Raw genomic sequence first — 26,487 nt, 5'->3', positions numbered from 1 at the left:
TTGCTCCCGCCCGACTTGTCCCCAGATCACGCCCGCCCGAGGCCATTCTGCAAGCTTCGTGTCGTCCAATGCAGCGTGATCACAGGTGGCGTCGCACCTGTCATCACGCCACGCCGGCTCGCCGCGAATCGCCTTGCTGCCCGACAAAACGGTATGTCAGGCCAATTATCGATTGCAAGCAAACGCGCCCGTTTGTGGTCCTGATTAACTCAGAACCACAAACGTGGCGCGACAAGCGATGATGAAGTGAAGGTGTTTTAGCGGCCGTCGGGCGTACGAACGCCGGCCCAGTTGTCGCGAACTTGCTGGTAGTGCACGCTCGCATCATAGACGTTGGTCGCAAGCCCCATCACCTGCGGCGACAGACGGCCAATGTAATTCAGCACATTGTAGGACGCGACGACGCGGTCGTGCTGTGCGGTGACGAGCGCATTGCGCGCGTTGACGAGCGCCTGCTGCGCATTGAGCACGTCGAGCGTGGTGCGCTGGCCGGCCTTGGCTTCTTCACGCACACCATTGAGCGCGATCTCGGATGCGGCGACCTGCGCCTGCGCCGACGCCACCTGCGATTTGCCGGCGACCAGCTGGCCCCAGGCGGTCACGACGTTCGCGCGCGCCTGATCCCTGGTCTGTTCCAGAACCAGGCGCTGTTGCGCCAGCGATTCCTTGGACTGGCGGATCAACGAGTATTCAGCGCCACCCTGATAGATCGGCAGCGACAACTGAACCCCCGCCGACGCATTGAACAGGCGATACACGGTCAACTGCGTCTCGTAGCCCTGGCTGACCGACAGCTGCAGCCCCACGGTCGGCAGCAGAGCGCCTTCGGCAACCTTGGTCTGCAGGAAGTTGACGTCGACGCCGTACATCGCAGCGGTGACGTTCGGATTCTGGGTCAGGCCGAGCTCGACGGCGGCCGCGAGCGTCGCCGGCAGGAATCGGTCGACCGGCGAACCCGGCGCGAGATTCTGCGGCTCGATGCCGATGATGCGGCGATAATTCGACCGCGTCGTCGTCAGGTTCGATTCCGCGGTGAGCTGCTGGGTTTTGCCGGCCGCGAGTTGGGCCTCGGATTGGGCGACGTCCGTGCGCGTCACCTCGCCGACGTTGAAGCGGTCCTGCGTCTGCTTCAGCGTCTGCTCAAGCACGCGCGTGTTGCTGCGCTGAACCTCGACGATCGCCGAGTCGCGTAGATAATCCATATAGATCGTCGCCGCGCTCAACAGCACGGTCTGCTCGAGCACACGCAAACCTTCGCGTGCCGACGACACCTGGCTTTCAGCCTGGCGCACCCTCGGCGCATTCTGCGCATTGAACAGCGACTGGTTGGCGGTAAGGGCAACGGTGCGCTGCCGGCTCACGCCGGACACAGCCGCGGTTCCCTGCCCCAACTGCTCATCGGTGTATTGTCCACCCGCCGTCGCAGTCAGCGAGACCTTCGGACGGTAACCCGAGAGCGCCTGCGGAACGTTTTCGTCGATCGACCTCACCTGTGCACGTTGTGCATTCAGCTGGGGATTGTTCTGGTAAGACCGCACCAGCGCGGACTCGATAGTTTCGGCGAGCGCGGGCACGGGGCCCAGTTCCGCCAGCAGAAGGACGGCAGTCGCAGCCGCGGTGATAACCTTCACCCCACGCATCCCCGGTAATCCAATCATTGTAGTCGCCGTCTCCACACGTAAGTCAGTTCCGGCGGTCGCTTCGGACGAAGTGAGTCCCGCCTCACCTTAGTCCGCAGCTAAGGGCAACGGAACTACCCCGCAACGGAACATGGTCGAAACTCTTCACATGGGGCAAACGGGCCACACTTCTGATTCAGAACGGGATTCTATCAGGCGGCGCAGCGCGGTAGGGTCAGAAGACGAAGGCAGGGAGCCGTTCCAGTCCAGGCAGCACCGGGGCGGTGGCGTCGAACAGCTCGCGATGCCCGAAATCCCCGTGGGAGTGCGTCACGAGGGTGGCGCGCGGCGGCGGCGTCAGGCCGAACACCCCGACCAGCCGGCCCCCCTCCTTGAGCTGGCCAAACAGCCCGGTCGGGACGATTTCGGTCGCACCATTGAGGACGATGACATCATATGGCGCGCCCGCAGCATCGCCGTCGGCGGAAGCCGCGGTCTTCACGGTCAGATTTGGGATCCCGAGCTGGGCGAATGCTGCAGTTGCTTTCGCGGCAAGCGCCGGATCGCTCTCGGTCGCGCTAACCTGCGCGGCAAAGCGCGCCACGACCGCGGCGGCGTAGCCGGTTGCACAGCCGACGACCAGGACGCGGTCGGTGGCCTTGATCTCGGCGGCCTGCAGCATCCTCGCGAGCAGCGCCGGCGTGATCAGGCAGCGCCTGGCCGCGCCGCCCTCGGCGACATCGAGATCGAGGTCCAGATAGGCGAGCGCCTGCTTGCTGGCCGGCACGAAGACTTCGCGCGGCACCGTCAGCATGGCTTCGAGAATACGATCATCGGTCACGTCGCTCGGACGCACCTGACCATCGACCATATACTGGCGTGCGGTCGAAAAACCGGTCATTGGCGGGGACCCTGCAAGGCGCGGCGTTGCCGCTGGAGAAGCTAGAACAGGGCCATCTTTTGGAACAAGCTCCGCCAAAACGCAACACGCCGTTGGCGCGCGGGATGCTCCGGGGCGCGCTCTATTCGATCGTGACTGCAAGCCGGCCGATCAGGCGGGCCACTTCATCGAGATGCTCGGAATCGTGCTCCTCGACGGCCCTCGCGAGCCGGCGGACACACTCGTCATCGCTGATGTCAGGAGCATCACTCGGAACAAGCGTCGGCTGCGGCATCGACAGGTCGATCAGATTAATGGCCATCAAAATCACCTCTCAAGACCCGGCACGACAAAGTGTCGACGGCTATTGAGTCGATTTGACGACGATTTTGGTCTGCATGTTGCGGACCACGCGCTTGTGAGTGTCGATGGCAATTGCTGATGGGGCCAGCAAAGCTGGCTCCCCGGGCTGGATTCGAACCAGCGACCATTCGATTAACAGTCGAATGCTCTACCGCTGAGCTACCGAGGAATAGGCGAACAAGTGTTCGCGAGCGGGCAGCGTATAACAAAGCCTTTCGGGCTTGCAAAGAACCAAATCGGCCTTCGGCGAAACTTTAGCGCAGCACGGTAAACCGCTGCAATGCAAGGGCTTGCCGGCGTCCCAGGGCAATGCAGGCCTGTCCCGGCTGTCCCGCTTCCGGCCCGGGACCTCCGGGACGGACCATTGGCGCGGCGTGACGGCCGCGCCGTGATTCCCGGCCGGGCTCCCCACCCGCTTGACGTCATTCCGCATTCCGGTCAGCGCGCAGCGATGGCGGCGATGAACAGCGCTGTCGCCGCAAACGAGGTGATGGTCCGCACATGGTTCCAGAAGGTCCAGTCGGTCAGGTAGCGCGCCCAGACCGGAGCAGCCGCGGCGCTCGCGGGGTCAGTGGCCGCAAGCTGGTCATTCAGCGGCACGTTGAAGACGATCGTGACGACGAACATCCCGAGGACATAGAGCGTGCCGCCGCAAATCATCGCAATGGCGCCCGGCTCCTGCCATCGCAGCCCCCCGAGCACGACCAGCACGGCGCAGGACAGCGTGGTGCCGAGAAAGACCGGCATGAACAGCGAGCGCACGATATCGACGCTGATCGCGTTCATCGCCGAGATACCGGCGGCCTGATCGATACGGCCGAGCGCAGTCATCACGAACGCCGAGAACGCGAAATAGAGCCCGGCGAGCAGGCCGCAGCCGAGCGCGGAAAACCAAAGCAGGCCCGAGGTCAGGATATTGCGCATCGCTTCATCTCCAAATGCGAGAGATACTCGTGTTTGTCAAATGCGATAAACTCTCGTATTGGAAACGTCAACCCTGATGTCGAGGAGAGCGATGGTGGCGAGACGGAAGGCTGCGCCAGCGGTGGACGCCCCCCTGCCCGGGCTGGCGCGGCTGGCCCCGACGCAACAGCGCAGCCGCGAGCGCTTCGAGCGCATTCTCGCCTGCGCGACCGAAATCATGGCGGAAAAGGGCAGCGAGGCGTTCCGCATGAGCGACATCGTCGAACGCAGCGGCGTCGCGTTCGGCTCGCTCTATCAATATTTCCCGGACAAGGCCGCAATCATCGGCACGCTAGCGGAACGGCACAACGCCGTCGGGCGCGATTGCGTCAGGCGCGACCTCGCCGCTGTCGCGACGACACGCGACCTGCATCCGGCGCTCTGCCGGATTGTCGACAGCTACTACGAGATGTTCATGCGCGAACCTGTCACGCGCGACATTTGGCAGGCGACGCAGGCCGACCGCGCCCTGCAAAAGCTCGATGCGGACGACATGGCGGTGCTCGCCGGCCTGTTGTCCGACGCGATCCGGCGGGTTGCGCCGGACGTGCCGGCCGCCACCCTCGCCACCTTCTCAGCACTGACGATGACGCTGATCGCGGCCGCCGTGCGTCACGCGATCACACTGCCGCCAAAGAAAGCGCGGCAGGCGCTGACGCAATTCAAAGCCATGCTGCCGCACGACCTTGACGGGCTGGCCTGACCACGACGGTCGCATGGATGTCGGGAATTTCCCGGCGCTAAGACGATCAACATCGGGGCATGGTGCGGCGCGTTTCGGCTCCGCATTGTCACGTCTCCCTAAAATTCCTGCGATATTTGACCGCTATGAATACTGCCGGGAATTCCGGGAAGAGTTTTTCGCAACATGTGAATTGTCTCACACGAAAGGCAGGCCATGCCGACCTAGGTTCCCGAAGGGGTCATCAGCGATTCGTTAACCAAAGCGGGCACCATCGTCCTTTTCATAAAATTCGAACAAATCGCTCAATCCGGACCGAAGACAGTTTTGCGACCATAGCGCTCACGAACCTCGGAGAGCGCGATGAGCGAAGTCGAATTTGATCTGCTGCTGGACGCCGTGCGAACGGCGATCGCGCCTATTGCTCAGGAGGATTTTGTGGCTCAACCCTCGCCCCGCATTCAGCCGCCGCCGCGCGCTGCCAACGACAATCAGGCGCCGTGGCCGCTGATTCCGTTTCCTGAGGGTTGGTACGCCGCCAGCTAATGCGGCTTCTCATTTGTTGGCTGCAAGCCATTGATGAGGTGAGTGGAGGCCACGACCAGAATTGAACTGGTGTACACGGTTTTGCAGACCGTTGCGTAACCACTCCGCCACGTGGCCCCTTGCGGCGCACTTCATATACGCCCTCTCCGCGATAGGCAACCAACCCCAGCAGCTAACGCCGGCGCCTTCGGTAGTCCCGTTTCTTCGGTTTTGGCGCCAATTCCGGCATTTTGGCCTGGACTTCGCGGAATCTCGCCAGCATCCGCTCGAAACTGTCAGTTAACGTTGCGGCAATATCCGGCCGCTTCTCCAGGCCCGCCAGCAGGATCGCGGCCGCCTCGATGGTGGACAGGCCGTCGCGGCGCGGTTCCCGGCGCAGCTTGCCGTAGAGCGAAGGGCGTTTCGGGCCGAGAATCACCCGCTGGCACTTCAGCATCCAGGCGTTGCGCCACCACAGTGCCTTGGCCTGGCTCCAGGTGCCGTCGAGCAGGACGATGCCCTCGATGTCGGACAGGATCGCACGCTGATGCGGCTCGAGCTCGCCCTTGCGGTTGATGGCGACGATCTCGGCATCGGTATCGAGATCCTCGACCTTGGCCGAGCCGAGATAGAGCACCGCCCAGCGCGACGGATCGGGCACCGGCCGGCCGAGCGCCTTGGCAAGGCTCGGCCACGACAGCCCGATCCGCACCACGGCGTTCTCGAAATGCCGCGCCAACAGCCGCGCGGTGCCGAGCGCCCTGTCCTGCTCCTGCGGATGGATCAGGATCAGCAACTGGATGCGGCTTTCGATCGGCGTAACGCTGTCGCAGATGCACAACGGCAGCGGCTTGCCGCAATGCTGGCAATCCTCGATCTCGGCGATGACTTCGGGTTTGACTTCGGTCGGTTCGGACATCGCTTCGCTATACGCTCACGACGGCGCAATTCAAACTATTCCGCCGGCGCATGGACGCCCGACGGCTCGCGGCGCTGACGCAGCCGGTCGATCAACAGGTAGATCACCGGCGTGGTGTACAGTGTCAGGATCTGCGACACGAACAGGCCGCCGATGATGGTGATGCCGAGCGGCCGCCGCAGCTCGGTGCCCGGGCCGGTCGCAATGACCAGCGGAATGCCGGCGAACAGCGCCGCCATCGTCGTCATCAGGATCGGACGGAAGCGCGCCCGGCAGGCCTCGAAGATCGCATCCCGCGACGACAGGCCCTGATGCCGTTCGGCCTCGAGCGCGAAGTCGACCATCATGATGCCGTTCTTCTTGACGATGCCGATCAGGAGGATGATCCCGACGAAGGCGATCACCGTAAGCGGCGTGTTGGTCACCTGCAGCGCCAGCAAGGCGCCGAGGCCGGCCGACGGCAGGGTCGAGATGATCGTGATCGGATGCGCGAGGCTCTCATAGAGCACGCCGAGCACGATATACATCGCAACCAGCGCGCCGAGGATCAACAGCGGCTGCCGCCCGCTGGTCTTGTTGAAGTCGCCGGCATTGCCGTCGAAGCTGCCGCGAATGCCCTCGGGCATGTGCAGCTCGTTGACCGCCTGCTGGATGTTGGTGGTCGCGACCTCCAGCGGCACGTCCGGCAGCAGGTTGAACGACACCGTGGTCGAGGGGAAGCCGCCGGAGTGATAGACCGCAAGCGCCGACAATCCGCGCTGGTAGTGCACGAGCGCCGACAGCGGCACCTGCACGTCATTGGCGCCGGCGACATAGATGCGCTCGAGGTTCGACGGGTCACTCTGGAATTTCGGATCGATCTCGAGCACTACGACGTACTGGTTGCGCTGAGTGTAGATGTACGAGATCTGCCGCTGCGAGAAGGCGTTGTTGAGCGCGTTGTCGATGTCCTGCACCCGGACGCCGAGGCTGGAGGCGATCTTGCGGTCGATCACGAGGTTGAGCTGCAGGCCGCCGGGATCGCGGTCGGACGAGACGTCGGTGATGCCCTCCACCGTCTCCATGCGCTTGGCGACGAGCGGCGCCCATTTCTGCAGCAGGTCGAGATCGGTCGAGGCAAGCGTGTATTGATAGTCGGAATCGCTCTGCCGGCCGCCGGTGCGGATGTCCTGCGCGGCGAACATGAACAGGCGGATGCCCGGCACCATGAACAGATTGCGGCGCAGCCGGTCGATCACCTGGGCGGTCGACAGGCCTGCCCGCTCCTCCGGCGGCTTCAGGCTGATGTACATGATGCCGCGGTTCGAGGTAGCGCCTCCCGGGCCGCCGCCGGAACCGACCGACGAGCCGATGCCGGCGACCGCGGGGTCGGCCATCACGATGTCGGCGAGCCGCTGCTGCAACTGGAGCATCGCCTGGAACGAGATGTCCGCCGACGCCCGCGTCGAGCCGATGACAAAGCCGCTGTCGTCGGTCGGGAAATAGCCCTTCGGCGTCTTGATGTAGAGCGTCACCGTCAGCGCGACGGTGGCGAAGAACACCACCAGCGTCAGGAAGGGATAGCCGAGCACGATGCGCAGCGTCGACGTATAGAACGCCACGACCCGGGACAGCGTGCCCTCGATGGCGCGGTCGTACCAGGTGGCGTGCTCCGAGGTCGCCTCCTTGATGTAGTGCGCGCAGATCATCGGCGTGATCGTCACCGACACCAGCGTCGACACGATGATGGCAAACGTCAGCGTCAGCGAGAACTCCCGCAGCAGCCGGCCGACGATCCCGTCCATGAAGATCAGCGGCGTGAAGGCCGCGATCAGCGACAGCGAGATCGACAGCACCGTGAAGCCGATCTGCTTGGCGCCTTCGACCGCCGCCGGATATGGCGCCATGCCCTGCTCGAGATTGCGGTACATGTTCTCGATCATCACGATGGCGTCGTCGACCACGAAGCCGACCGAGATCGCGAGCGCCATCAGCGACAGATTGTCGATCGAGAAGCCGGCGAGCCACATCCCGGCGCAGGTGCCGGCCAGCGCCAGCGGCACCGAGACGCCGGCCGCGATCGTCGGCACCACCCGGCGCAGGAACACGAACACCACGACCATGACAAGAATGGCGGTCGCCAGCAGCGTGAACTGCATGTCCTGGACGCTGGCGCGGATGGTTCCGGTGCGATCGACCAGGGTCGAGATCTCGACGCCGGCAGGGATCCACTTCCTAAGTTCCGGCAGCAGCCTGCGAACGTTGTCGACGGTGTCGATGACGTTGGCGTCGCTCTGTCTGGTGATCTGGATCAGCACCGCCGGCTGCTTGTTGAACCAGGCGATCGAGCGCGAGTTGCGGACGGAATCCTCGACCTCGGCGACGTCGGAGAGGCGGACGAAATTGCCGTTCGAGCTCCTGATGATGATATCGCGGAACTCGGCCGCGGTGCGCATCTGCTTGTTGATCGAGAGCGTCTCGCTCAGCCGGTCGCCGTTGAAGATGCCGACGGGCCCCAGCGGATTGGCATTGATGATCGCGAGCCGGACGTCGTCGGTCGCGATCCCGGCGTTCGCCAGCGACACCGGATTGAGCGCGATGCGCACCGCCGGCTGATCGGCGCCGCTGACGGTCACCTCCCCGACGCCAGGCACCTGCGAGATGCGCTGCGCCAGCACGGTGTCGGCGACGTCGTACATCGCGCTGGTCGAGATCGTCTTCGAGGTCAGCGCCAGCACGAACACCGGTGCCGCGGCCGGATTGGCCTTGCGGAACTTGGGCAGCGACGGCAGATCGCTCGGCAGATCGGCGAGCGATGCATTGATCGCGGCCTGCACGTCGCGCGCGGCACGGTCGATGTCGCGGCCGATCGAGAATTGCACCTGGATGCTGGTGGTGCCGAGCGAGCTCGTCGAGGTGATCTGGTCGACACCCGAAATGGTGCCGAGCTTGCGCTCCAGCGGCGCCGCGACGGTCGCGGCCATGACGGAGGGATCGGCGCCCGGCCGCGATGCCGATACCCGGATGGTCGGGAAGTCGACATTCGGCACCGACGACACCGGCAGGAACTCGTAGGCGACGATCCCGACCAGGAACAGCCCGATCGCCAGCAGCGTGGTGCCCACGGGCCGGCGGATGAAGGGCTCCGAGATCGAGATCACTGCATGCCCTCGGTGGCGCCCGCGATCGGCGGGCCGCTCGGACCAGGCTCCGGCACGGCCCGCTCGATCCGCCGGTTGAGCCGGTCGAGCGCGAGATAGATCACCGGCGTGGTGTAGAGCGTCAGGAGCTGGCTCAGCAGCAGGCCGCCGATGATCGAGATGCCGAGCGGAAAGCGCAGCTCGGCGCCGGTGCCGCTTTCGATCGCGAGCGGCAGCGCGCCGAACAGCGCCGCCAGCGTCGTCATCATGATCGGCCGGAAGCGCAGCAGGCAGGCCTGCACGATCGCGTCATAGGACGACATGCCCTGATGGCGCTCGGCCTCGAGCGCGAAGTCGATCATCATGATGGCGTTCTTCTTGACGATGCCCATCAACAGGATGATGCCGATCAGGCCGATCACCGAGAGGTCCTGCCCGCACAACATCAGCGCCAGAATGGCGCCGACGCCGGCCGACGGTAGCGTCGACAGGATGGTGATCGGGTGGATGTAGCTCTCATAGAGCACGCCGAGCACGATGTAGATCGTGATGATCGCGGCCAGGATCAGCCAGGGCTGTCCGGCAAGCGATCGCGCGAACTCGGCGGCGTCGCCGGAATAGATGCCGACGATGCTGCCGGGCATCCCGACCCTGCCCTCGATCGCTTTGACCGCGACGACCGCATCGCCGAGCGCCTCTCCGGGCGCCAGGTTGAAGCTGAGCGAAACCGACGGGAACTGGGCCTGGTGCGAGATCGCGAGCGGCGCCGTGGTGCGGACCAGCGTCGCCACCGCCGACAGCGGCACCTGCGCGCCGCTGGCGCCGGGCAGATAGAGCTTGTCGAGGATCGACGGGTCGCGCTGATACATCGGCAGCGCCTCGAGCACCACGCGGTACTGGTTGGCCTGGCCGTAGATCGTCGAAATCTGGCGCTGCGCGAAGGCGTCGTTCAGCGTGTCGGTGACGCCCTGCAGGTTGACGCCGAGTTGGCCGGCGCGCTGGCGGTTGATATCGAGCGCCGCGCGCAGACCGCCCTCCTGAGCCTCCGACGAGACGTCGCGGAAGATCGGGTCGCGCCGCATCTCGGCGACCAGCTTCTGGGCCCATTGCGAGACTTCGGCGGCATCGGTCGCGGTCAGCGTGTACTGGTATTGCGAGCGGCTCGACTGGGTCGAGATCTGCACGTCCTGCACCGGCTGGAAGTAGACCGTCATGCCGGGGACCGTCGATATCTTCTGTTTCAGCCGCTCGATCACGTTGACGACGCCGTCGCGCCGCTGGTCGAGCGGCTTCAGCGTCATCACCAGGCGGCCGACATTGGTGGTCGGATTGACCGAACCCGAGCCGATCACGGAGACCACGCCGACCACGTCGGGATCAGCCTTGATGATGTCGGAGACGGCGCTCTGGCGCCGCCGCATCTCGTCGAACGAAACATCGGGACCGGCTTCGGTCACTGCCGTGATCGAGGACGTGTCCTGCAGCGGCAGAAAGCCCTTCGGCGCCAGCACATACATGATCAGCGTCAGCGCTATGGTCGCGAACGTCACCAGCAGCGTCGCGCGCTGGCGCTGCAAGACCCAGAGCAGCGTCCGATGATAGAACTCCACCATGCGGTCGATGAAGCGGCTGACCGCGGCGAGGCCCGGGACCGCCATTTCCTCGTGGATGTTCTTGAGCAGCCGCGAGCACATCATCGGCGTCAGCGTCAGCGAGACGATCGCCGAAGTCACGACCGCGATCGTCAAGGTCAGCGCGAATTCGCGGAACATGCGGCCGACCAAGCCGGACATGAACAGCAATGGGATGAACACCGCGATCAGCGACACCGTCAGCGAGATCACGGTGAAGCCGATTTCGCTGGCACCCTTGAGCGAGGCCTCCATGACCGTCTCGCCGTCTTCCATGTGGCGGACGATGTTTTCGATCATGACGATGGCGTCGTCGACCACGAAGCCGGTGCCGATGGTCAAAGCCATCAGCGACAGATTGTCGAGGCTGAAGCCGGCGAAATACATGACGCCGAAGCTCGTGATCAGCGACAGCGGCAGCGCGACGCCGGCGATCAGGGTCGCGCGCAGCGACCGCAGGAACAACAGCACCACCAGCGTCACCAGCACCACGCTCAGGATCAGCGTGAACTGCACGTCGCGGACCGAGGCGCGGATCGTCACCGTGCGGTCGGAGACGACCGTCAGCTTGACGCCGGCCGGGACCGCGCGCTGCAGCCGCGGGATTTCGCCGCGGATCTGCTTGACGACGTCGATGACATTGGCGCCGGGCTGGCGCTGGATGTCGATGATGACCGCCGGCGTGCCCTGGTACCAGCCGCCGGTGCGATCGTTCTCGAGCCCGTCGACGATCTGCGCGACGTCGCCGATCGTGACCGGCGAGCCGTTGCGGTAGGCGATGATGATCGGCCGGTAGGCGTCGGCCGCGGCGATCTGGTCGTTGGCGGCGATGGTGTAGGATTGCTGGGCACCGTCCAGCGAGCCCTTCGGCCCCGACACGTTGGCGCCGGCGATCGCGCTGCGCAGGTCCTCCATCGCGATGCCGTAGGCCGCAAGCCGCGCGAGATCGGCCTGCACGCGAACCGCCGGCTTCAAACCGCCGAGGATCGAGACCCGCCCGACGCCGGAAATCTGGCTCAGCCGTTGGCCGAGGATGGTGTCGGCGAGATCGCTCATCGCCCGCAGCGAGATCGTGTCCGAGGTCAGCGCCAGGGTCATGACCGGCGCGTCCGCCGGGTTCACCTTGGCGTAGACCGGCGGGTACGGCAGCGTCTTCGGCAGGATGCCGGCGGCGGCATTGATCGCGGCCTGCACGTCCTGCGTGGCCCCGTCGATGTCGCGGTTGAGGTCGAACTGCAGCGAGATCTGACTGACGCCGAACGAGCTCGTCGAGTTCATCGACGACAGCGACGGGATCTGGCCAAGCTGCCGCTCCAGCGGCGCCGTGATCAGCGAGGCCACCACATCGGGGCTCGCGCCGGGCAACTGCGTCGACACCTGCACGGTCGGAAAATCGACCTGCGGCAGTGCTGAGACCGGCAGCGCCCAGTAGCCGAGCGCACCGCCGATCATCAGCGCAATGCCGAGCAGCGAGGTGGCGATCGGCCGGCGGATGAACGGTTCGGAGACGCTCATGGTTGCGTTCTCGCTTTAACGTCGGACATTACGAGGTCGGGACGCCGGTCATGGCTGTGCCTTCGGCGCGCCGCCCGACCGTTCACCCCCTGCCGCCGGCGCGGGTGCCGGTCCGGTCTGTCCGTTCTGGTCACCTTCACTGTGCTCGCGCCGACCACGGTGCTCGCCGGTCTTGCCCTGCCCGTCCTGCTTGCCGTCCTTGCTCTGGCTTCCGGTCTTTCCGTCGGGACTGCGGCTGCGCTTGCGCGGCGCGAGGTCGGCGGCCGGCGGCCCGTCGTCCTTGCCGACGATGACCTTGGAGCCGTCGGCGAGATTGGCAAAGCCGGTCGTCACGACGCGATCGGACGTGGTCAGGCCGCTGGCGATGACGGCTTCGTGCTCGTTCTGCTGCGTGACCGTGACCGGCTTCGCGGTCACGACGTTGTCGGCGCCGATTACATAGCTGAACGTCCCGGCCGGACCGCGCTGAACCGCCGAGGTCGGCACCACGATGGCCTGCGGCAAGGTCTCGACCTTGAGCCGCACATTGACGAACTGCCCGGGCCAGAGCTGATAGCTGGCATTCGGGAGCTCGGCCTTGAGCTTCAGCGTGCCGGTGGTCGGATCGACCTGGTTGTCGATGCCGGTCAGCTTGCCGGTGTCGATGACGGTGACGCCGTCATTGCCGAACACATCAACCGCCAGCTGGCCCTTGGCCGCGGCAGCGTTGACCCGCATGATCTGCTGCTGCGGCAGGCTGAACCACACCGCGATCGGCTGCAGTTGGGTCAGGATCACGAGGCCCGTGGTGTCGGAGGCGTGGATAATATTGCCCTGGTCGACCTGGCGCAGGCCGGCGCGGCCGGAGATCGGCGCGACGATCTTGGTGTAGCCAAGCGTGGTGCGCGCATTGTCGATCTGAGCTTGATCGGCCTTGATGACGGCCTCCTGCTGCGCGACCAGCGCGCGCTGCGTGTCGGCCTGCTGCTTGGAGCCGGCATTGCTGGCGGCGAGTTGCTCATAGCGGACGAGATCGATCTTCTGGTTGGCAAGCAGCGCCTCGTCCTTGGCCTTCGTAGCCACCGCCTGATCGTACTGCGCCTGATAGATCGCGGGATCGATCTCGCCCAGCACGTCGTCCTTCTTGACGTCCTGGCCCTCGACGAAATTCACCTTGATCAACTTGCCGTCGACCTGCGAGCGCACGGTCACCGTATTCAGCGCCTTCACCGAGCCGACGCCGTCAAGATAGACCGGCACGTCCTGCACGCGCGGGGTGGCCGCGAGCACCGGCACCGGCAGATCAGGCCGCGCGCCCGCGCCGCGCCCGCCGCCCCCATTTGGCTTGGGCTGGAAGGCAAGCCAGCCGAGATAGCCGAGCCCGGCCAGGATCACGAGCGTGATGAGCAGCGACACCATGCGCCCAAGCAGGCGCGAGATCAGGCTCCGCTTGCGCGGCGCGGTGCTTTTCTCGTCATCCGCCGAGTCGGGCTTAAAGAGCATCGACCGGTCTTTCCATCTTCGGTTCCCAGCCGCCCCCTAAGGCCTGATACAGGCTCACGATCGCCAATAGCCGGGCCAGTTGGGCCTGCGAATAAGCGTCTTCCGCCTGGAACAGCGTCAGCTGCGTGTTTAGCACAGTTACGATGTCGGCGGTGCCGGCCCTGAGCTGCTTCTCGGCCAGGTCGAAGGCGCGCCGTGACGACGACAGCACGTCGCGCTGCAGCTGCAGCCGCCGCGTCGTCTCGCGGATCGCAACCAGCGCGTTGTCGACGTCGGTGAAGGATTGGATGACCGTCTTGCGATAGGTCTGCAGCAGCTCGTCCTGCTTCGCCTTCGCGTTCTCGAAATTGCCGAGGATCCGGCCGCCGTCGAAGATCGGCTGGGTCATGCCGCCGACCAGGTTGAAGAAGGCCGCATGCGGCTGGAACAGCGAGACCAGCGCCTGACTCTGATAGCCGCCTGTCCCGGTCAGCTGAATGCTCGGAAAGAACTGCGCCCGCGCGCTGCCGACATTGGCGGTGGCGGATGCAAGCTGCGCCTCCTGGCGTCGGATGTCGGGACGCTGGGTCAGCAATTCGGACGGCAGGCCCGGCGTGACCCGCGGGATCGCAACCGAGTTGAGCGAGCCGCCGGCCACGCGCACAGCCTCCGGCGGCCGCGATACCAGCACCGCGAGCGCGTTGATGTTCTGGTCGAGCGTCTGCCGCAGCGGCGGCACCAGCGCGCGCTGGTTGGCGAGCACGCTCTCCTGCTGCGCGACGTCGAGGTCGGAGCCGGTGCCGGCCTTGAAGCGCTCGTTGATCGCATTGAGGATGCGCTCGGCGCTGGCGATGTTGCGCTGTGCCGTGCGCAGCCGGTCCTGGGTGGCGAGAACAGTGAAATAGGCGTTGGCAACGCTCGCGAGCGTGGTCAACGCCACCACCTCGCGGTCGAACCGGTTGGCGACGGCGGTCTCCTCCGCAGCCTGCGCGGCATCGCGGTTCTGGCCCCAGAAGTCGAGCTGATAGCTGGCGCTGAGCGAGGCGTTGTAGTTCACCACCTCGCGCCCGCCATTGGTGAGACCGCTGGCGCTGGAGCCGGAGGTGCGGGAATAGGTCTCCGATCCATTGAGATTGACGGTCGGCAGCAGCGCCGCACCGGCCTGCCGCGCCAGCGCATCGGCCTGACGGAAACGCGCCACCGCCGCGGCGATGTCGAGGTTGACGGTCTGCGCCTCCTCCATCAGCTGCGTCAGCTCCGTGGAGCGAAAGCCACGCCACCAGTCGAGCGTCGGAAGCGCGTCGCCCGGCCGGCCAAGCCGTGCGGCCTTGTAGCCCTGCGGCACGTCGAGCGCCGGATCAGGGATGTCCTGAGTCAGAATGCAGCCGGCTGAGCCCGCGACCAGCCCGAGCGCGACGAGCGCGCGTCCCGCCAGCCGTCGCACGCGGACGGCGAGGCCGAACCGGCCTCCAGGCACCATCACGGATGCTTGCTGGGTCACACCCGTTCTCCGCCGGAGCCAGCCTTCGCCCGTGGCGCACGAGCGACGCGTTCAGCGGTGGTCTGGGTGACGTACACGGGGTAATGCTTTCAATGGAACCTGCCTGTCCCATCCTACCCTTGGGACGATAGGGCGGACAGCCCTGTCACGAATGCGCGACGTTGCATCGCAAGCGATTCGACGCCACCCTGATTGCTGGCTTTTCCCTATTTTTAAGGCATTTCCGCGCGTTTCGGAGCCGTGCCGGAAGTCACGATTCTAACAAAGATTTCATGGGGATTTCTCGGCCCTGTTGCGCCGAATCCGCAGCGTCCGGCGCCCTGCCCGGCACCCCGATGATCCAGACCCCGCGATCCGTCGTTACCTCTAGAGATTCGCTGCTTGCGGCCGATAGCGGCGTTCAACCTTCGGATCCGACATGACCTACCTTTACGCCTATCTGTCGACACTGACAGTTTTTCTGCTCTGCGACATGGCATGGCTTGGAACGATGGCGAGCCGACTGTATCGCCCGACCCTCGGCGACATCCTGTCGGCCGAGGTCAACCTGCCTCCGGCGATCGTGTTCTATCTAGTCTACCCGGTCGGGCTGGTGGTGTTCGCCGTACTTCCGGCCCTGAAGTCGGGAAGCCTTGGCTCGGCCGCGCTGAGCGGCGCGCTGCTCGGTTTCTTCAGCTACATGACCTATGATTTGACCAACCAGGCGACATTGCGAAACTGGACCGTCCAGCTCACTTTGCTCGACGTCACTTGGGGGACTTTGCTGGGTGCGATTTCCGCGACGGCGGCATATCTGGTGACGGCGAGGCTAGCGGCCTGACGTCAGCTTCGGAAATGGAAGGAATGCTCGGGTCCGCGCCTGCACGTCGCGGAACTGCTGGCCGCGCGAACGCAGCATGTGCTGTTCGAGCGGCGGCACGCCAGACACGTGGACCAGAACCCAGTACATGCAGGCCGGTGCCAGGAGCGTGATCCAGCCCGCTGGATATGAGGCGTCGATCGCGATCAGCGGATAGGCCAGCCAGCACAGCCATTCGAAGAAATAGTTCGGATGGCGCGACCACTTCCAGAGCCCGGTCTCACAGACCCGCAGTCGATTGGCGGGATCGGAGCGGAATTTGCGCAGTTGCGCGTCGGATAACGCCTCCCCGATCAGGCCGGCCAGAAGCATCAGTGCACCGATCAAATCCGCAAACCCAAGTTCGGGGCGCGGATTATGTGCGGCGAGCGCGACCGAGACTGCCAGGAGCAAACCAACTGCCGCCTGCGCTGCAGCTGCAGGAACATCCGCCGGCTGGCCGTGGCGCCCCATTGATCAATCAGGTCGCGATAGCGCGGATCATCACCGGCCTTACAGGTTCGCAGCAGCAGATGACCGCCGAGCCGGAGCGACCAGATGGCGACCAGGATCGCGACCACAATCTGCCGCGCGCTGGCCGTGCCGTCCGGCGGAACCGGGACAAGGCTGGCAAGGCAAGCGATCAGGCCGGTCCCGAACGTCCAGCAGACATCGATCCATCCCGTGGCCCCGGTCCGGCGCTGAATGAACCAGGCAATCGCCATAACCGCAGACACCGCGAGTGCCATGACGACGAATTGGAGGATCAGCGGGAGCAGGCTCATGGCGCAGTCTTCCGCGAGCAGCGTCACATCCGGATCAACGGCTGCAACAGGCGGCCGAGCACTCCATTGAGCTTCAAATCGCCCTGCATTGCGACCAGGCAAATACAGTCGTCCACGGAGTCGATCCTGATATCGTGGTCGACCGACCCGTCCCCCAAGTCGAAATCTCCGGGGCCGAACTGGCCGCCGGCGTGAACGAAGCTTCCCGACAGCACGCAGGTCATCTCAAAGCCGGTGTGCGTGTGCTCGATCATTCTCGTTCCCGGGCTGGACTTCAGCAGAAAGACGCGCGTCGCGCTCGGCTCGGGTAACCGGATCGGCCGCAAATGCACCTTTGGCGCAATCCATCGCCACGAGCTGTCGGGATAGCTGCCCAGAAACTCCGGCAAGCCCGGCACATCGCTGAATGCCCGCCCCCGGCGCTGCACAGGGGCGGAAGTCTCCGATGCCTCGTCCAATCTGCGCTGCAATGCCTCAAACGATCCGTCAGACATCGCGGACGGAGGCAGTGCAGCCAGCACCGCGCCGCCAACATGCTCCATCGCCCGCACCGCTCCGCGGCACTTGGCACAGCCGACCAAATGGGTAGCAATCGCAACATGCTGGCCAAGATCGATCGTACCGGCTGCGAACGCGCCCAACAGCTCGTCCGGGGGGTGATGATGGACGGTCATGAGAAGTCATCCAGCAAGTTGCGCAGCCGTGCCATCGCGAGCCGCAGGCGCGATTTGACGGTGCCGAGCGGAATATCCAGCGCCCTTGCGATCTCCGCATGGGCCGTTTCGTGGAAGAAAGATAGCTCAACCACCCGCATCTGCTCGTCCGGCAACAACGACAGTGCGTCCCGGACCCGCGCCTCGATCTGAGACGTCGCAACTCCCGCATCAGGCAAGGGCCCTTCATCACGCTGAAACTCAAGCTCCGTCTCGGACGTATCGCTGGCTGGAATTCGCTTCTGACGACGGAGCGCGTCGATGCGCAGGTTGCGTGCGATCGTGAATATCCAGGCTGCGGCACCAGCGCTTTTGGGATCGAACAGACTGGCCTTCGACCACACCAGGAACAGGGCCTCCTGCGCCAGTTCGTCGGCAAGCTGCTCGCTCGCACCCGAGCGCTGCATGAGCGTCTTTATACGCGGCGCAAAATGCCGAAACAGCGCAGCGAAAGCCTCGCGATCCCTTCGAATCGCAACGGCTTCGATCAGCCGGGCCCAACGGGCCGCATCCGACGTCTCATTGTCGGGAGTTTCATTCAGCATGCCGCGCGGGCACTCCCTGTCGTTACGGGCTATGCGACCGCAGTACCGGATCGCACCCGGCCTGACCAGACCGGCAACCCCGGAGATATGTCGTACGGCGGTTTGCATGCAACAGGAACGCCGTCCGTCTGCAGTTGGATCACCGCCGGTGATCCAACCCTCAAGACCAGTCGTTCCTATCCATGACGCCGGCCTGCGCAACGGGCCGGCGCGCTGGTGGATCGAAAAGGGATAATCGTTGAGGACCGACGGCAAATTGAACGTCGCCATAGTCGGAACCGGCATTTCCGGCCTCTCGGCCGCCTGGCTGCTGAGCCAGCGGCACGATGTGACCGTCTACGAGAAATCCGATCGGATCGGCGGGCATTCCAACACCGTGACGGCGTCCCTTGGCGGCCAGCGCGTCGCCGTGGATACCGGCTTCATCGTGTTCAACCGGAAAACCTACCGTAATCTTACCGCGCTGTTCCGGCATCTCGGCGTTCCCACGCGAGCTTCGGAAATGTCGCTCTCGGTTTCTCTTGACCAGGGCGATCTGGAATATTCCGGGAGCGGCCTATCGGGCCTGCTGGCCCAACCTGCCAATCTGTTGCGCCCGCGCTTTTGGTCGATGCTGCGCGACCTTGTCCGGTTCTACGATCGGGCGACACGTGATGCGGCGCTGTTGCATGACGAGACGATCAGCCTCGGCGACTATCTCGCGCAAAGTGGTTATGGTGCGGCGTTCCGCGACGACCATCTGCTGCCGATGGCGAGCGCCATCTGGTCGGCGCCCCCGGCGGACATTCTCGCCTTTCCCGCGGCGACCTTCATTCGTTTTCACCATAATCACGGACTGCTTCAGCTGACCCGGCGGCCGCCATGGGAAACCGTGACCGGCGGCAGCCAAGTCTATGTACAACGGCTGGTCCAGCCATTCGCAGACCGGATCAAGCTCGACTGCGGCGTGGTCAGGATACGACGATCGACGCGCGGCATAACGGTGACCGACGTTCACGGTGAAACGCGATCATACGATCACGTCATCCTGGCAACACACGCGAATGAAGCGCTGTCGGTGATTGAAGCGCCGACGCCGGATCAATCCAGATTGCTCGGTGCGTTCCGCTACAGCCGCAACCTTGCCGTCCTCCATTCCGATCCAACGTTCATGCCGCGGCGGCGTCTCGCATGGTCGAGCTGGAACTATGTCGGATCCCGCGGCGAGTGCAGCGCGCCGGTCGGTGTCACCTACTGGATGAACCGGCTGCAGGGCATCCCCGAGCATTTGCCGCTGTTCGTCACGCTCAATCCTGCTCGTCCACCGCGCGCGGACACGCTGCATCAGACGGAGGTCTACGAGCACCCGATCTTCGATTCAGCCGCGATTGCTGCGCAGCGCCGGCTGTGGTCGCTGCAAGGCGACGGAGGCATCTGGTTTTGCGGCGCGCATTTCGGCGCCGGCTTCCACGAAGACGGGCTGCAATCCGGGCTTGCGGTCGCTGAGCAACTCGGCAGCGTGCGCCGGCCGTGGATTGTACCGAACGAATCCGGACGCATCACGCTCGCGACCGATGCCAGATCCTTGCCTGAACCGGAGCTGCAGCCATGACGCTGCGCTCCTGCCTCTATCGCGGTAGCGTGATGCATCGGCGGCTGCGTCCGACACCTCATCGCTTCCGCTACCGTGCGTTCTGGCTGCTGCTCGATCTCGACGAGATACCGGCGCTCCCTGCGCGGCTGCGGCTATTGTCGCACAACCGGTTCAACCTTTTCGCGCTGTACGACAGCGATCACGGTGACGGCAGTGCAACGCCACTTCGCGCTCAAATCGAGCGGCAGCTCGGGCAAGCGGGTATCGACCTGGCAGGCGGACCGATCCGATTGTTCTGCATGCCACGGACACTCGGCTACAACTTCAATCCCCTCAGCCTGTATTTCTGTTACCGAGACTCGAATCAACTGGCGGCGATCGTCTATCAGGTTCACAACACGTTCGGCGAACGCCACGCCTATGTGGCTGCGGTCGACGCTCACGACGCGGGCATTCGGCACGACTGCAACAAGACCTTTTATGTGTCGCCGTTCATGGCCATGAACCAGAGCTATCATTTCCGCTTGAACCGGCCCGATGAGCATTTTGCGCTCGGCATCAGCGCGAGCGAAGCCGGCGAAACGATGCTCAGCGCGTGCCTAGCCGCGTCACGCCAGTCACTGAGCGACCGGACCTTGCTGGGGAATTTCCTTGCGATTCCGCTGGTGACGGCCAAAGTCGTCCTCGCGATCCATTGGGAGGCGGCAAGGCTTTGGCTGAAGGGCATGCGCATTCGCGAGCGCCCGAAGCGATCCGCGAACGGCATGACGCTCGCGACCAGATCATCGAAGCAACGGACAGATTTGCATGCGCACTGACCATCGGCAGACCGCACCCGCCTGGATGCCGGTCGAATGGCCGCCGGTGCTGCGCGCGACGATTGGCGTGCTGCTGCGGCGGATGCTCGGCCGGATCGATTGCGGCGAAATACTCGTGCAATTGCCAGGCGGACGCGGCGTTGCGATCTCCGGCTCGCGCGGCGGAGAGCAGGTGCATATCAGAATTCACAGTTGGAAGTGCTTGCTGCGGCTGCTTGCCGGCGGCGATCTGGGCTTTGCCGAAGGCTACCTTGCCGACGAGTGGTCGACGCCCAACATTCACGCATTCCTGAGTGCCGCCGCACCGCGTTCGACCCACGAGGCCTCGTTCGAGCGGTTGAGACCTCCTCAACCTCTCACCTGGCTTCGCCATGCCCTGCTCAATCGCAATACCAGGCGCGGCAGCCGGCGCAACATTCGTGCCCATTACGATCTCGGCAACGATTTCTACCGCCTCTGGCTCGACCCGAGCATGACCTATTCATCGGGGATCTACACCTCGCCCTACCAGACCCTCGCGCAAGCTCAGCAGGTCAAGCTCGATCGAGTCACTGAGTTGCTCGAACTCAACGGCGGCGAGAATATCCTCGAGATCGGTTGCGGTTGGGGCGCGTTGGCACGGCATTTGATCGAACGACACCACTGTCACGTCACCGGACTGACGTTGTCGACCGAGCAGCTTGGCTACGCGCGTCAGAAGCTGGCCGCGCAAGGCCTTGCCGACAAATCAGACCTGCGGCTCGCGGATTATCGGGACACCGACGGCCGCTACGACCGAGTCGTCTCGATCGAGATGCTGGAGGCGGTCGGGGAAGCCTATTGGCCGCTGTTTTTCGACAAGCTGCGGCAACGCCTCGGTGCCGGCGGCGTCGCGGTGCTGCAAGTGATCACGATCGATGAGCGTCGCTTCGAAGGCTATCGCAGGCGGCCGGAATTCATCCAGCGCTATATCTTTCCGGGCGGAATGCTGCCCACCATCGACATCGTCAAGCGGTTGGTGAGCAGTTCCGGATTGCGGCTGGTTTCAACCGAGTTCTTCGCCGACAGCTACGCGCGCACGCTGGCCGACTGGCACGACCGTTTCCTCGACGCCTGGGCCTCGATCGAACCCCTCGGCTTCGATATCAGGTTCAAGCGGATGTGGGAGTACTATCTGGCCTATTGCAGACTAGGCTTCGAAATTGGCGCCCTCAATGTGGGGCTGTACAAGATCGAGCGATCATCTTGAATTGGGCTCGTACAGCAAATCTGACGTCGCGCGCTCGAATTGCAGCAAGATTTGCCCGGATCACGGGGCAATCGCCAAACGAGCGTTCCGGCGGGTCTTGATCGGTCCCGACAACCCGTTAACGCAGATCGCCACACGAAATTCGCCGCACTGCAAAAGCCTTCCCCTTTTGCCGTCGGCACACTAGTTTCCGGCCAGAGCAAAACACTGACCGGCAAAAGATTACCCCCGACATGGCATTCAACAAAGACGTCATCGAAGCGATCGGCAACACCCCGCTCATCAAGCTGAAACGCGCATCCGAACTGACCGGCTGCACCATTCTCGGCAAGGCCGAATTCATGAATCCCGGCCAGTCGGTCAAGGATCGCGCCGGCAAGGGGATGATCCTGGAGGCCGAAAAGCGCGGCGATCTGAAGCCGGGCGGCCTCGTGGTCGAATCGACCGCAGGCAATACCGGCATCGGGCTCGCCGTCGTGGCGAGCGCGCGCGGCTACCGCACCCTGATCGTGATTCCGGAGACGCAGAGCCAGGAAAAGAAGGACATGCTGCGGCTGTGCGGCGCCGAACTGGTCGAGGCGCCGGCGCTGCCCTACTCCAATCCGAACAACTACCAGCATCTCGGCAGGCGTCTCGCCGATCAGCTGCGCAAGACCGAGCCGAACGGCGTGCTGTTCGCCGACCAGTGGAACAACCTCGACAATCCCAAGGCGCATTATGACTCGACCGGGCCGGAGATCTGGCAGCAGACCAACGGCAAGCTCGACGGCTTCATCTGCTCGGTCGGCACCGGCGGCACGCTCGCCGGCATCAGCCGCTATCTGAAGGAAAAGAACAAGGACATCGTCACTGCCTGCGCCGATCCGCACGGCTTTGCGATGTACGAACTGTTCAAGAACGGTCAGGTCAAATCGACGCCCGGCGACTCGATCACCGAAGGCATCGGCCTCGGACGCAAGACGCCTGTTATCGAGACCGCGAATGTCGACGATGCGTTCCTGGTCTCCGACGAGGACGCCGTGACCATTATCTATGAGCTGCTGGAGCACGAAGGCTTGTGCCTCGGCGGCTCGACCGGCGTCAACATCGCGGGCGCGATCCAGCTTGCCAGACAGCTCGGCCCCGGCAAGACCATCGTCACCATCCTCTGCGACTCCGGCAACCGCTATCAGTCCAAGCTGTTCAACCCGGCCTTCATGCGTTCGAAGAATCTGCCGGTGCCGGAATGGCTGGAAAAGCGCAGCAAGATCGAGCTGCCGTTCGTCTGAGTGGTGAATGGCGAACAGAGCGAATCCCTGTTCGCCACTCCCAATTCGCTCATCTCAAGATCTGACTCAGGAACAGCTTCGACCGTGCGTGCTGCGGGTTGGCGAAGAATTCCTGCGGCGTGTTCGACTCGATGATCTGGCCGGCGTCCATGAACACGACGCGGTTGGCGACCTCGCGGGCGAAGCCCATCTCGTGGGTCACGACCAGCATCGTCATGCCCTCCCTGGCGAGATCGACCATGGTGTCGAGCACCTCCTTGACCATTTCCGGATCGAGCGCCGAAGTCGGCTCGTCGAACAGCATCACCTTCGGGTTCATGGTCAGCGCGCGGGCGATCGCGACGCGCTGCTGCTGACCGCCCGACATCTGGCCGGGAAACTTGTTGGCCTGATGCGGAATCTTGACCCGCTCGAGGAACTTCATCGCCATCGCCTCGGCATCCTTCTTCGGGATGTTGCGCACCCAGATCGGCGCCAGCGTGCAATTGTCGAGCACGGTGAGATGCGGGAACAGGTTGAAGCTCTGGAACACCATGCCGACCTCGCGCCGCACCTCGTCAACCCGGCGCAGGTTCGGGCCGAGCTCGATGCCGTCGACAACGATCTCGCCCTCCTGGAATTCCTCCAGCGCGTTGATGCAGCGGATCAGGGTCGACTTGCCCGAACCGGACGGACCGCAGATCACGATCCGCTCGCCCTTGCCGACCTCGAGGTTGATGTCCCGCAACACATGGAAGTCGCCGTACCATTTGTTGAGCGTGGAAATGTTGACGATCGGGGTTGTGGACATGGTGACCTTGTTCAGTGGCGGCGGTGAGCGTTGAGCCGGTTTTCGACGAACAGCGAGTAGCGCGACATTCCAAAGCAGAACACGAAATAGATCATCCCGGCAAACGCAAAGCCGGTAAAGGCCGTGGTCGGCGTCGACCAGTTCGGGTCCGAGAACGACGCCCGCAGCGAACCCAACAGGTCGAACAGCGCCACGATCGACACCAGCGAGGTGTCCTTGAACAGCGAGATGAAGCTGTTGACGATGCCGGGAATGACGTAGCGCAGCGCCTGCGGCAGCACGATCAGCGACGTCGTCTTCCACCAGGACAGGCCGAGCGCCGATGCGGCTTCCGCCTGCCCGCGCGCCACCGCAGCGAGCCCGCCCCTGATCACCTCGGCCATGTAGGCGCCGGTAAAGATCGCGACACCGATCAAGGCGCGCAACAGGCCGTCGACGGCGAAATTGCCCGGCACGAACAGCGGCAGCATGTAGGTCGCGAAGAACAGCACCGTGATCAACGGCACGCCGCGCCAGAACTCGATGAAGGCGATCGAGAAGATCCGGATCAGCGGGATGGTCGAGCGTCGGCCCAGCGCGAGCGCGATCCCGATCGGCATCGAGGCGACGATGCCGGTGATCGCGATCACCAGCGTCACCAGCAGACCGCCCCACAGCCGGGTGTCGACGATGGGAAAGCCGCCGCGATCGAGCCCCATCAGCTTGATGCCGGCAGCGATCCCGGCGAACGTCAGCAGGCTGCCGATCAGTGCCCTGTGGCCGGTGCGCATGCCGCCTCCGAGCACGAACAACACGGCGGAGACGATCACGGCGGTGAGGAGGAAATCACCCCAGACCGGCGCCGAGGAAGCCTGTAACTGATCGCGCAGCCAGGTCAGCGGAAAGATCAGCCAATGGATCAGCAAACCGACCAAGACGAGCAGCTTGCCCAGGACCCACAGCAGCGGGGCGATCGCCGAACTCTTGCTGAGATTGACCAGCAGATCGCCGGCGCCGCCGATGCTCTGCTCGAACAGCTCGAACAGGCCGGCAGTCCAGCTCATGCCGAAGCCGGCGATGCCACCGCCGTGCAGCAGGAAGAACGCCACCACAGGAAACGCGAAGAAGAACAGGCCGGAGTTCAGGGCCTTCGCCGGCAGGCGTGGCATCAGCAGCGGCAACAGCAGCGCGGCGCCGAGCCCGTAAGTCAGATTAACGCGCCAGCGATGGGCTTCCGGATAGAAGCCATAGATCAGCTGCGTCAGCTTGGCTTGAATATAGGGCCAGCAGGCGCCGACTTCGTGCCCCGCCTTTTCGGCGAGGCAGGCGGTGCGATCCTTACCGGTCCAGATCGCGTCGACCAGCAGGAACTTGATTGCCGGGATCACGATGTACCAGGCCAGCAGGAGCCCGAGGATCGTGAGCAAGATGTTGCCCGGCGAATTCAGCAATCGCGTGCGCAGGAAACCGATGAAGCCGGTGGTCTTTGCCGGCGCCGCGCGCTCGGCGACCAGGTCCTGGCGGACAAACGACGAGGCGGAGATATCCGTCATGCCGCCATGCTCCGGTTGATGCGCCAGCCATAGACGCTCATCAGCGCGCTCGTCGTCAGCGAGAGCAGCAGGTAGACGCCCATCGTCATCGCGATGATCTCGATCGCCTGGCCGGTCTGGCTCACCGCGGTGCCGGCGAAGACCGAGACCAGATCCGGATAGCCGATCGCCACCGCCAGCGACGAATTCTTGGTGAGATTGAGGTACTGGCTGGTCAGCGGCGGGACGATGACGCGCATCGCCTGCGGCACCACGATCAGCCGCAGCGTCGCGGCGCGGCTGAGGCCGAGCGACGAGCCTGCCTCCATCTGGCCCCTGTGGACCGACATGACGCCGGCGCGGACGATCTCGGCGATGAAAGCCCCCGTGTAGGTCGACAACGCGACCGTCAGCGCAACGAATTCGGGAATGATCCGCGCGCCGCCGGCGAAGTTGAAGCCTTTCAGCTGAGGCAGCTCGAACTTCAACGGCTCGCCGAAGACCAGCATAGAGACCAGCGGCAGACCGACGAGACAACCCAGCACGTAGGGCCAGATCCGGATCATCTGTCCGCGCTGGAACAGGGCACGCCGCGCGTAATGTCGCAATCCCAGCGCCAAGATGATCCCGACCGCGAGCGCGGCGACGAACGGATAGAGCCCCGGCTCGGTGACCGGCTGCGGCACGACCAGGCCGCGATTGTTGAGGAAGAACGTATTGAAGATCGAGATGCTCTGCCGCGGCGCCGGCAGCGCCGCGAGCACCGCGAGATACCAGAACAAAATCTGGAACAAGACCGGCAAATTCCTGACGATCTCGACATAGATGCCGCCGATCCGCGACAGCAGCAAATTGGGCGACAAGCGGCACAACGCCACGATGAAGCCGATCACGGTGGCAAGTACGATTCCGATCACCGAGACCAGAATCGTGTTCAACAGGCCGACGAAGAACACCCGCCAGTAGGTGTCGGAATTGTTGTAGGCGATCAGGCTCTGATTGACATCAAAGCCCGCATTGTAATTGAGGAAGCCGAAGCCCGACGCGATGTGCTGGGTCTCCAGGTTCGTGCGTGCATTCGCCACGATCTCGTAGGCGATCCAGGCCAGGATCGCGGCGAAGGCAATCTGGGCGGCCAACCCGTTCCAGCCGGCCTTGCCGCCAAGCGCACGCTTCAGCCTGAGGGCAAATTGCAGCGGTGGTTTGCGGGGCGCGATGCTCATCGCGGCAGTCGTCGGCC

23 protein-coding genes and 2 tRNA genes are annotated in these 26,487 nt (G+C 64.2%); 7 read left to right on the top strand and 18 right to left on the bottom strand.

The annotated features are described in order from the left end of the window. Positions 1-257: 257 nt before the first annotated feature. The 5 genes from ALC15_RS06020 to ALC15_RS06000 form a co-directional block, all read right to left on the bottom strand. The gene (locus ALC15_RS06020) at positions 258-1,640 is read right to left on the bottom strand and encodes a TolC family outer membrane protein (RefSeq protein WP_050626477.1); all 1,383 of its coding nucleotides are present in this window, start codon (positions 1,638-1,640) and stop codon (positions 258-260) included. A gap of 214 nt (positions 1,641-1,854) precedes the next feature. After that, entirely contained in the window at positions 1,855-2,520 is a 666-nt protein-coding gene (locus tag ALC15_RS06015) for a protein-L-isoaspartate O-methyltransferase family protein (RefSeq protein WP_050626476.1), read from the bottom strand. A gap of 121 nt (positions 2,521-2,641) precedes the next feature. Continuing rightward, the gene (locus ALC15_RS06010; protein WP_050404540.1) at positions 2,642-2,821 is read right to left on the bottom strand and encodes a hypothetical protein; all 180 of its coding nucleotides are present in this window, start codon (positions 2,819-2,821) and stop codon (positions 2,642-2,644) included. A gap of 135 nt (positions 2,822-2,956) precedes the next feature. Next, positions 2,957-3,031, bottom strand: a tRNA-Asn gene (locus ALC15_RS06005). Between the two features lie 269 nt (positions 3,032-3,300). After that, positions 3,301-3,786, bottom strand: coding sequence for an anthrone oxygenase family protein (locus ALC15_RS06000; RefSeq protein WP_050626475.1), 486 nt, complete (start codon positions 3,784-3,786; stop codon positions 3,301-3,303). Between the two features lie 121 nt (positions 3,787-3,907). On the opposite strand from ALC15_RS06000, the gene ALC15_RS05995 reads away from it, so the two are divergent. Then, positions 3,908-4,528, top strand: a complete 621-nt coding sequence (locus ALC15_RS05995; RefSeq protein WP_244485945.1) for a TetR/AcrR family transcriptional regulator — start codon at positions 3,908-3,910, stop codon at positions 4,526-4,528. Between the two features lie 342 nt (positions 4,529-4,870). Next, positions 4,871-5,053 carry a hypothetical protein gene (locus ALC15_RS05990; protein WP_024584196.1) on the top strand — a complete coding sequence of 61 codons (183 nt, stop codon included), beginning with the start codon at positions 4,871-4,873 and terminating at the stop codon, positions 5,051-5,053. A gap of 43 nt (positions 5,054-5,096) precedes the next feature. Here the strand turns inward: ALC15_RS05990 and ALC15_RS05985 are convergent. The 6 genes from ALC15_RS05985 to ALC15_RS05960 form a co-directional block, all read right to left on the bottom strand. Next, positions 5,097-5,170, bottom strand: a tRNA-Cys gene (locus ALC15_RS05985). Between the two features lie 55 nt (positions 5,171-5,225). Then, positions 5,226-5,951 carry a tRNA-uridine aminocarboxypropyltransferase gene (locus ALC15_RS05980; RefSeq protein ID WP_050626473.1) on the bottom strand — a complete coding sequence of 242 codons (726 nt, stop codon included), beginning with the start codon at positions 5,949-5,951 and terminating at the stop codon, positions 5,226-5,228. A 35-nt stretch (positions 5,952-5,986) separates the two neighbouring features. Continuing rightward, positions 5,987-9,091, bottom strand: coding sequence for an efflux RND transporter permease subunit (locus ALC15_RS05975; protein ID WP_050626472.1), 3,105 nt, complete (start codon positions 9,089-9,091; stop codon positions 5,987-5,989). Then, on the bottom strand, positions 9,088-12,216 hold the full coding sequence (locus ALC15_RS05970) for an efflux RND transporter permease subunit (protein WP_050626471.1): 3,129 nt from the start codon (positions 12,214-12,216) through the stop codon (positions 9,088-9,090). The genes ALC15_RS05975 and ALC15_RS05970 overlap by 4 nt, the downstream gene beginning before the upstream one ends. A 48-nt stretch (positions 12,217-12,264) precedes the next feature. Continuing rightward, positions 12,265-13,698, bottom strand: a complete 1,434-nt coding sequence (locus tag ALC15_RS05965) for an efflux RND transporter periplasmic adaptor subunit (protein ID WP_050626470.1) — start codon at positions 13,696-13,698, stop codon at positions 12,265-12,267. Then, the gene (locus tag ALC15_RS05960) at positions 13,688-15,157 is read right to left on the bottom strand and encodes an efflux transporter outer membrane subunit (RefSeq protein WP_050626469.1); all 1,470 of its coding nucleotides are present in this window, start codon (positions 15,155-15,157) and stop codon (positions 13,688-13,690) included. The genes ALC15_RS05965 and ALC15_RS05960 overlap by 11 nt, the downstream gene beginning before the upstream one ends. Positions 15,158-15,596: 439 nt before the next feature. Between ALC15_RS05960 and ALC15_RS05955 the strand changes: the two genes are divergently transcribed. Then, entirely contained in the window at positions 15,597-15,998 is a 402-nt protein-coding gene (locus ALC15_RS05955; RefSeq protein ID WP_050626468.1) for a DUF2177 family protein, read from the top strand. Here the strand turns inward: ALC15_RS05955 and ALC15_RS47515 are convergent. The 4 genes from ALC15_RS47515 to ALC15_RS05940 are packed head-to-tail and all read right to left on the bottom strand — an operon-like array spanning position 15,987 to position 18,059. Continuing rightward, on the bottom strand, positions 15,987-16,430 hold the full coding sequence (locus tag ALC15_RS47515) for a DUF1295 domain-containing protein (RefSeq protein ID WP_347336274.1): 444 nt from the start codon (positions 16,428-16,430) through the stop codon (positions 15,987-15,989). The two genes, ALC15_RS05955 and ALC15_RS47515, sit on opposite strands and share 12 nt — an antisense overlap. After that, positions 16,361-16,828 carry a DUF1295 domain-containing protein gene (locus tag ALC15_RS47510; protein WP_347336273.1) on the bottom strand — a complete coding sequence of 156 codons (468 nt, stop codon included), beginning with the start codon at positions 16,826-16,828 and terminating at the stop codon, positions 16,361-16,363. Before ALC15_RS47510 ends, ALC15_RS47515 begins: the two co-directional genes overlap by 70 nt. Beyond that, positions 16,825-17,475: a ChrR family anti-sigma-E factor gene (locus ALC15_RS05945; protein ID WP_050626467.1), complete on the bottom strand. Its 651-nt coding sequence runs from the start codon at positions 17,473-17,475 to the stop codon at positions 16,825-16,827. Before ALC15_RS05945 ends, ALC15_RS47510 begins: the two co-directional genes overlap by 4 nt. Further along, positions 17,472-18,059, bottom strand: coding sequence for a sigma-70 family RNA polymerase sigma factor (locus ALC15_RS05940; RefSeq protein ID WP_050626537.1), 588 nt, complete (start codon positions 18,057-18,059; stop codon positions 17,472-17,474). The genes ALC15_RS05945 and ALC15_RS05940 overlap by 4 nt, the downstream gene beginning before the upstream one ends. 238 nt (positions 18,060-18,297) lie before the next feature. On the opposite strand from ALC15_RS05940, the gene ALC15_RS05935 reads away from it, so the two are divergent. From ALC15_RS05935 to ALC15_RS05920, 4 genes are all read left to right on the top strand, one after another. After that, positions 18,298-19,650: an NAD(P)/FAD-dependent oxidoreductase gene (locus ALC15_RS05935; RefSeq protein ID WP_050626466.1), complete on the top strand. Its 1,353-nt coding sequence runs from the start codon at positions 18,298-18,300 to the stop codon at positions 19,648-19,650. After that, entirely contained in the window at positions 19,647-20,450 is an 804-nt protein-coding gene (locus ALC15_RS05930) for a DUF1365 domain-containing protein (RefSeq protein ID WP_050626465.1), read from the top strand. The genes ALC15_RS05935 and ALC15_RS05930 overlap by 4 nt, the downstream gene beginning before the upstream one ends. After that, complete coding sequence (locus ALC15_RS05925; protein WP_244485944.1) at positions 20,440-21,678, top strand: SAM-dependent methyltransferase; 1,239 nt, start codon at positions 20,440-20,442, stop codon at positions 21,676-21,678. The genes ALC15_RS05930 and ALC15_RS05925 overlap by 11 nt, the downstream gene beginning before the upstream one ends. Before the next feature lie 233 nt (positions 21,679-21,911). After that, positions 21,912-22,946: a cysteine synthase A gene (locus tag ALC15_RS05920; protein ID WP_050626464.1), complete on the top strand. Its 1,035-nt coding sequence runs from the start codon at positions 21,912-21,914 to the stop codon at positions 22,944-22,946. Positions 22,947-22,995: 49 nt separating this feature from the next. On the opposite strand, the gene ALC15_RS05915 is transcribed toward ALC15_RS05920, so the two are convergent. From ALC15_RS05915 to ALC15_RS05905, 3 genes are read right to left on the bottom strand one after another with little or no spacing between them, the layout of a single operon-like run. Continuing rightward, positions 22,996-23,736: an amino acid ABC transporter ATP-binding protein gene (locus ALC15_RS05915; protein WP_050626463.1), complete on the bottom strand. Its 741-nt coding sequence runs from the start codon at positions 23,734-23,736 to the stop codon at positions 22,996-22,998. Between the two features lie 11 nt (positions 23,737-23,747). After that, positions 23,748-25,268, bottom strand: a complete 1,521-nt coding sequence (locus tag ALC15_RS05910) for an amino acid ABC transporter permease (RefSeq protein ID WP_050626462.1) — start codon at positions 25,266-25,268, stop codon at positions 23,748-23,750. Beyond that, positions 25,265-26,470, bottom strand: coding sequence for an amino acid ABC transporter permease (locus ALC15_RS05905; RefSeq protein WP_050626461.1), 1,206 nt, complete (start codon positions 26,468-26,470; stop codon positions 25,265-25,267). The genes ALC15_RS05910 and ALC15_RS05905 overlap by 4 nt, the downstream gene beginning before the upstream one ends. Positions 26,471-26,487 lie beyond the last annotated feature (17 nt).

This window comes from Bradyrhizobium viridifuturi, assembly GCF_001238275.1.
Lineage (GTDB): Bacteria > Pseudomonadota > Alphaproteobacteria > Rhizobiales > Xanthobacteraceae > Bradyrhizobium > Bradyrhizobium viridifuturi.
Note: the sequence above shows the minus strand (reverse complement) of the source record. Positions and strands in the feature narration are given on the sequence as shown.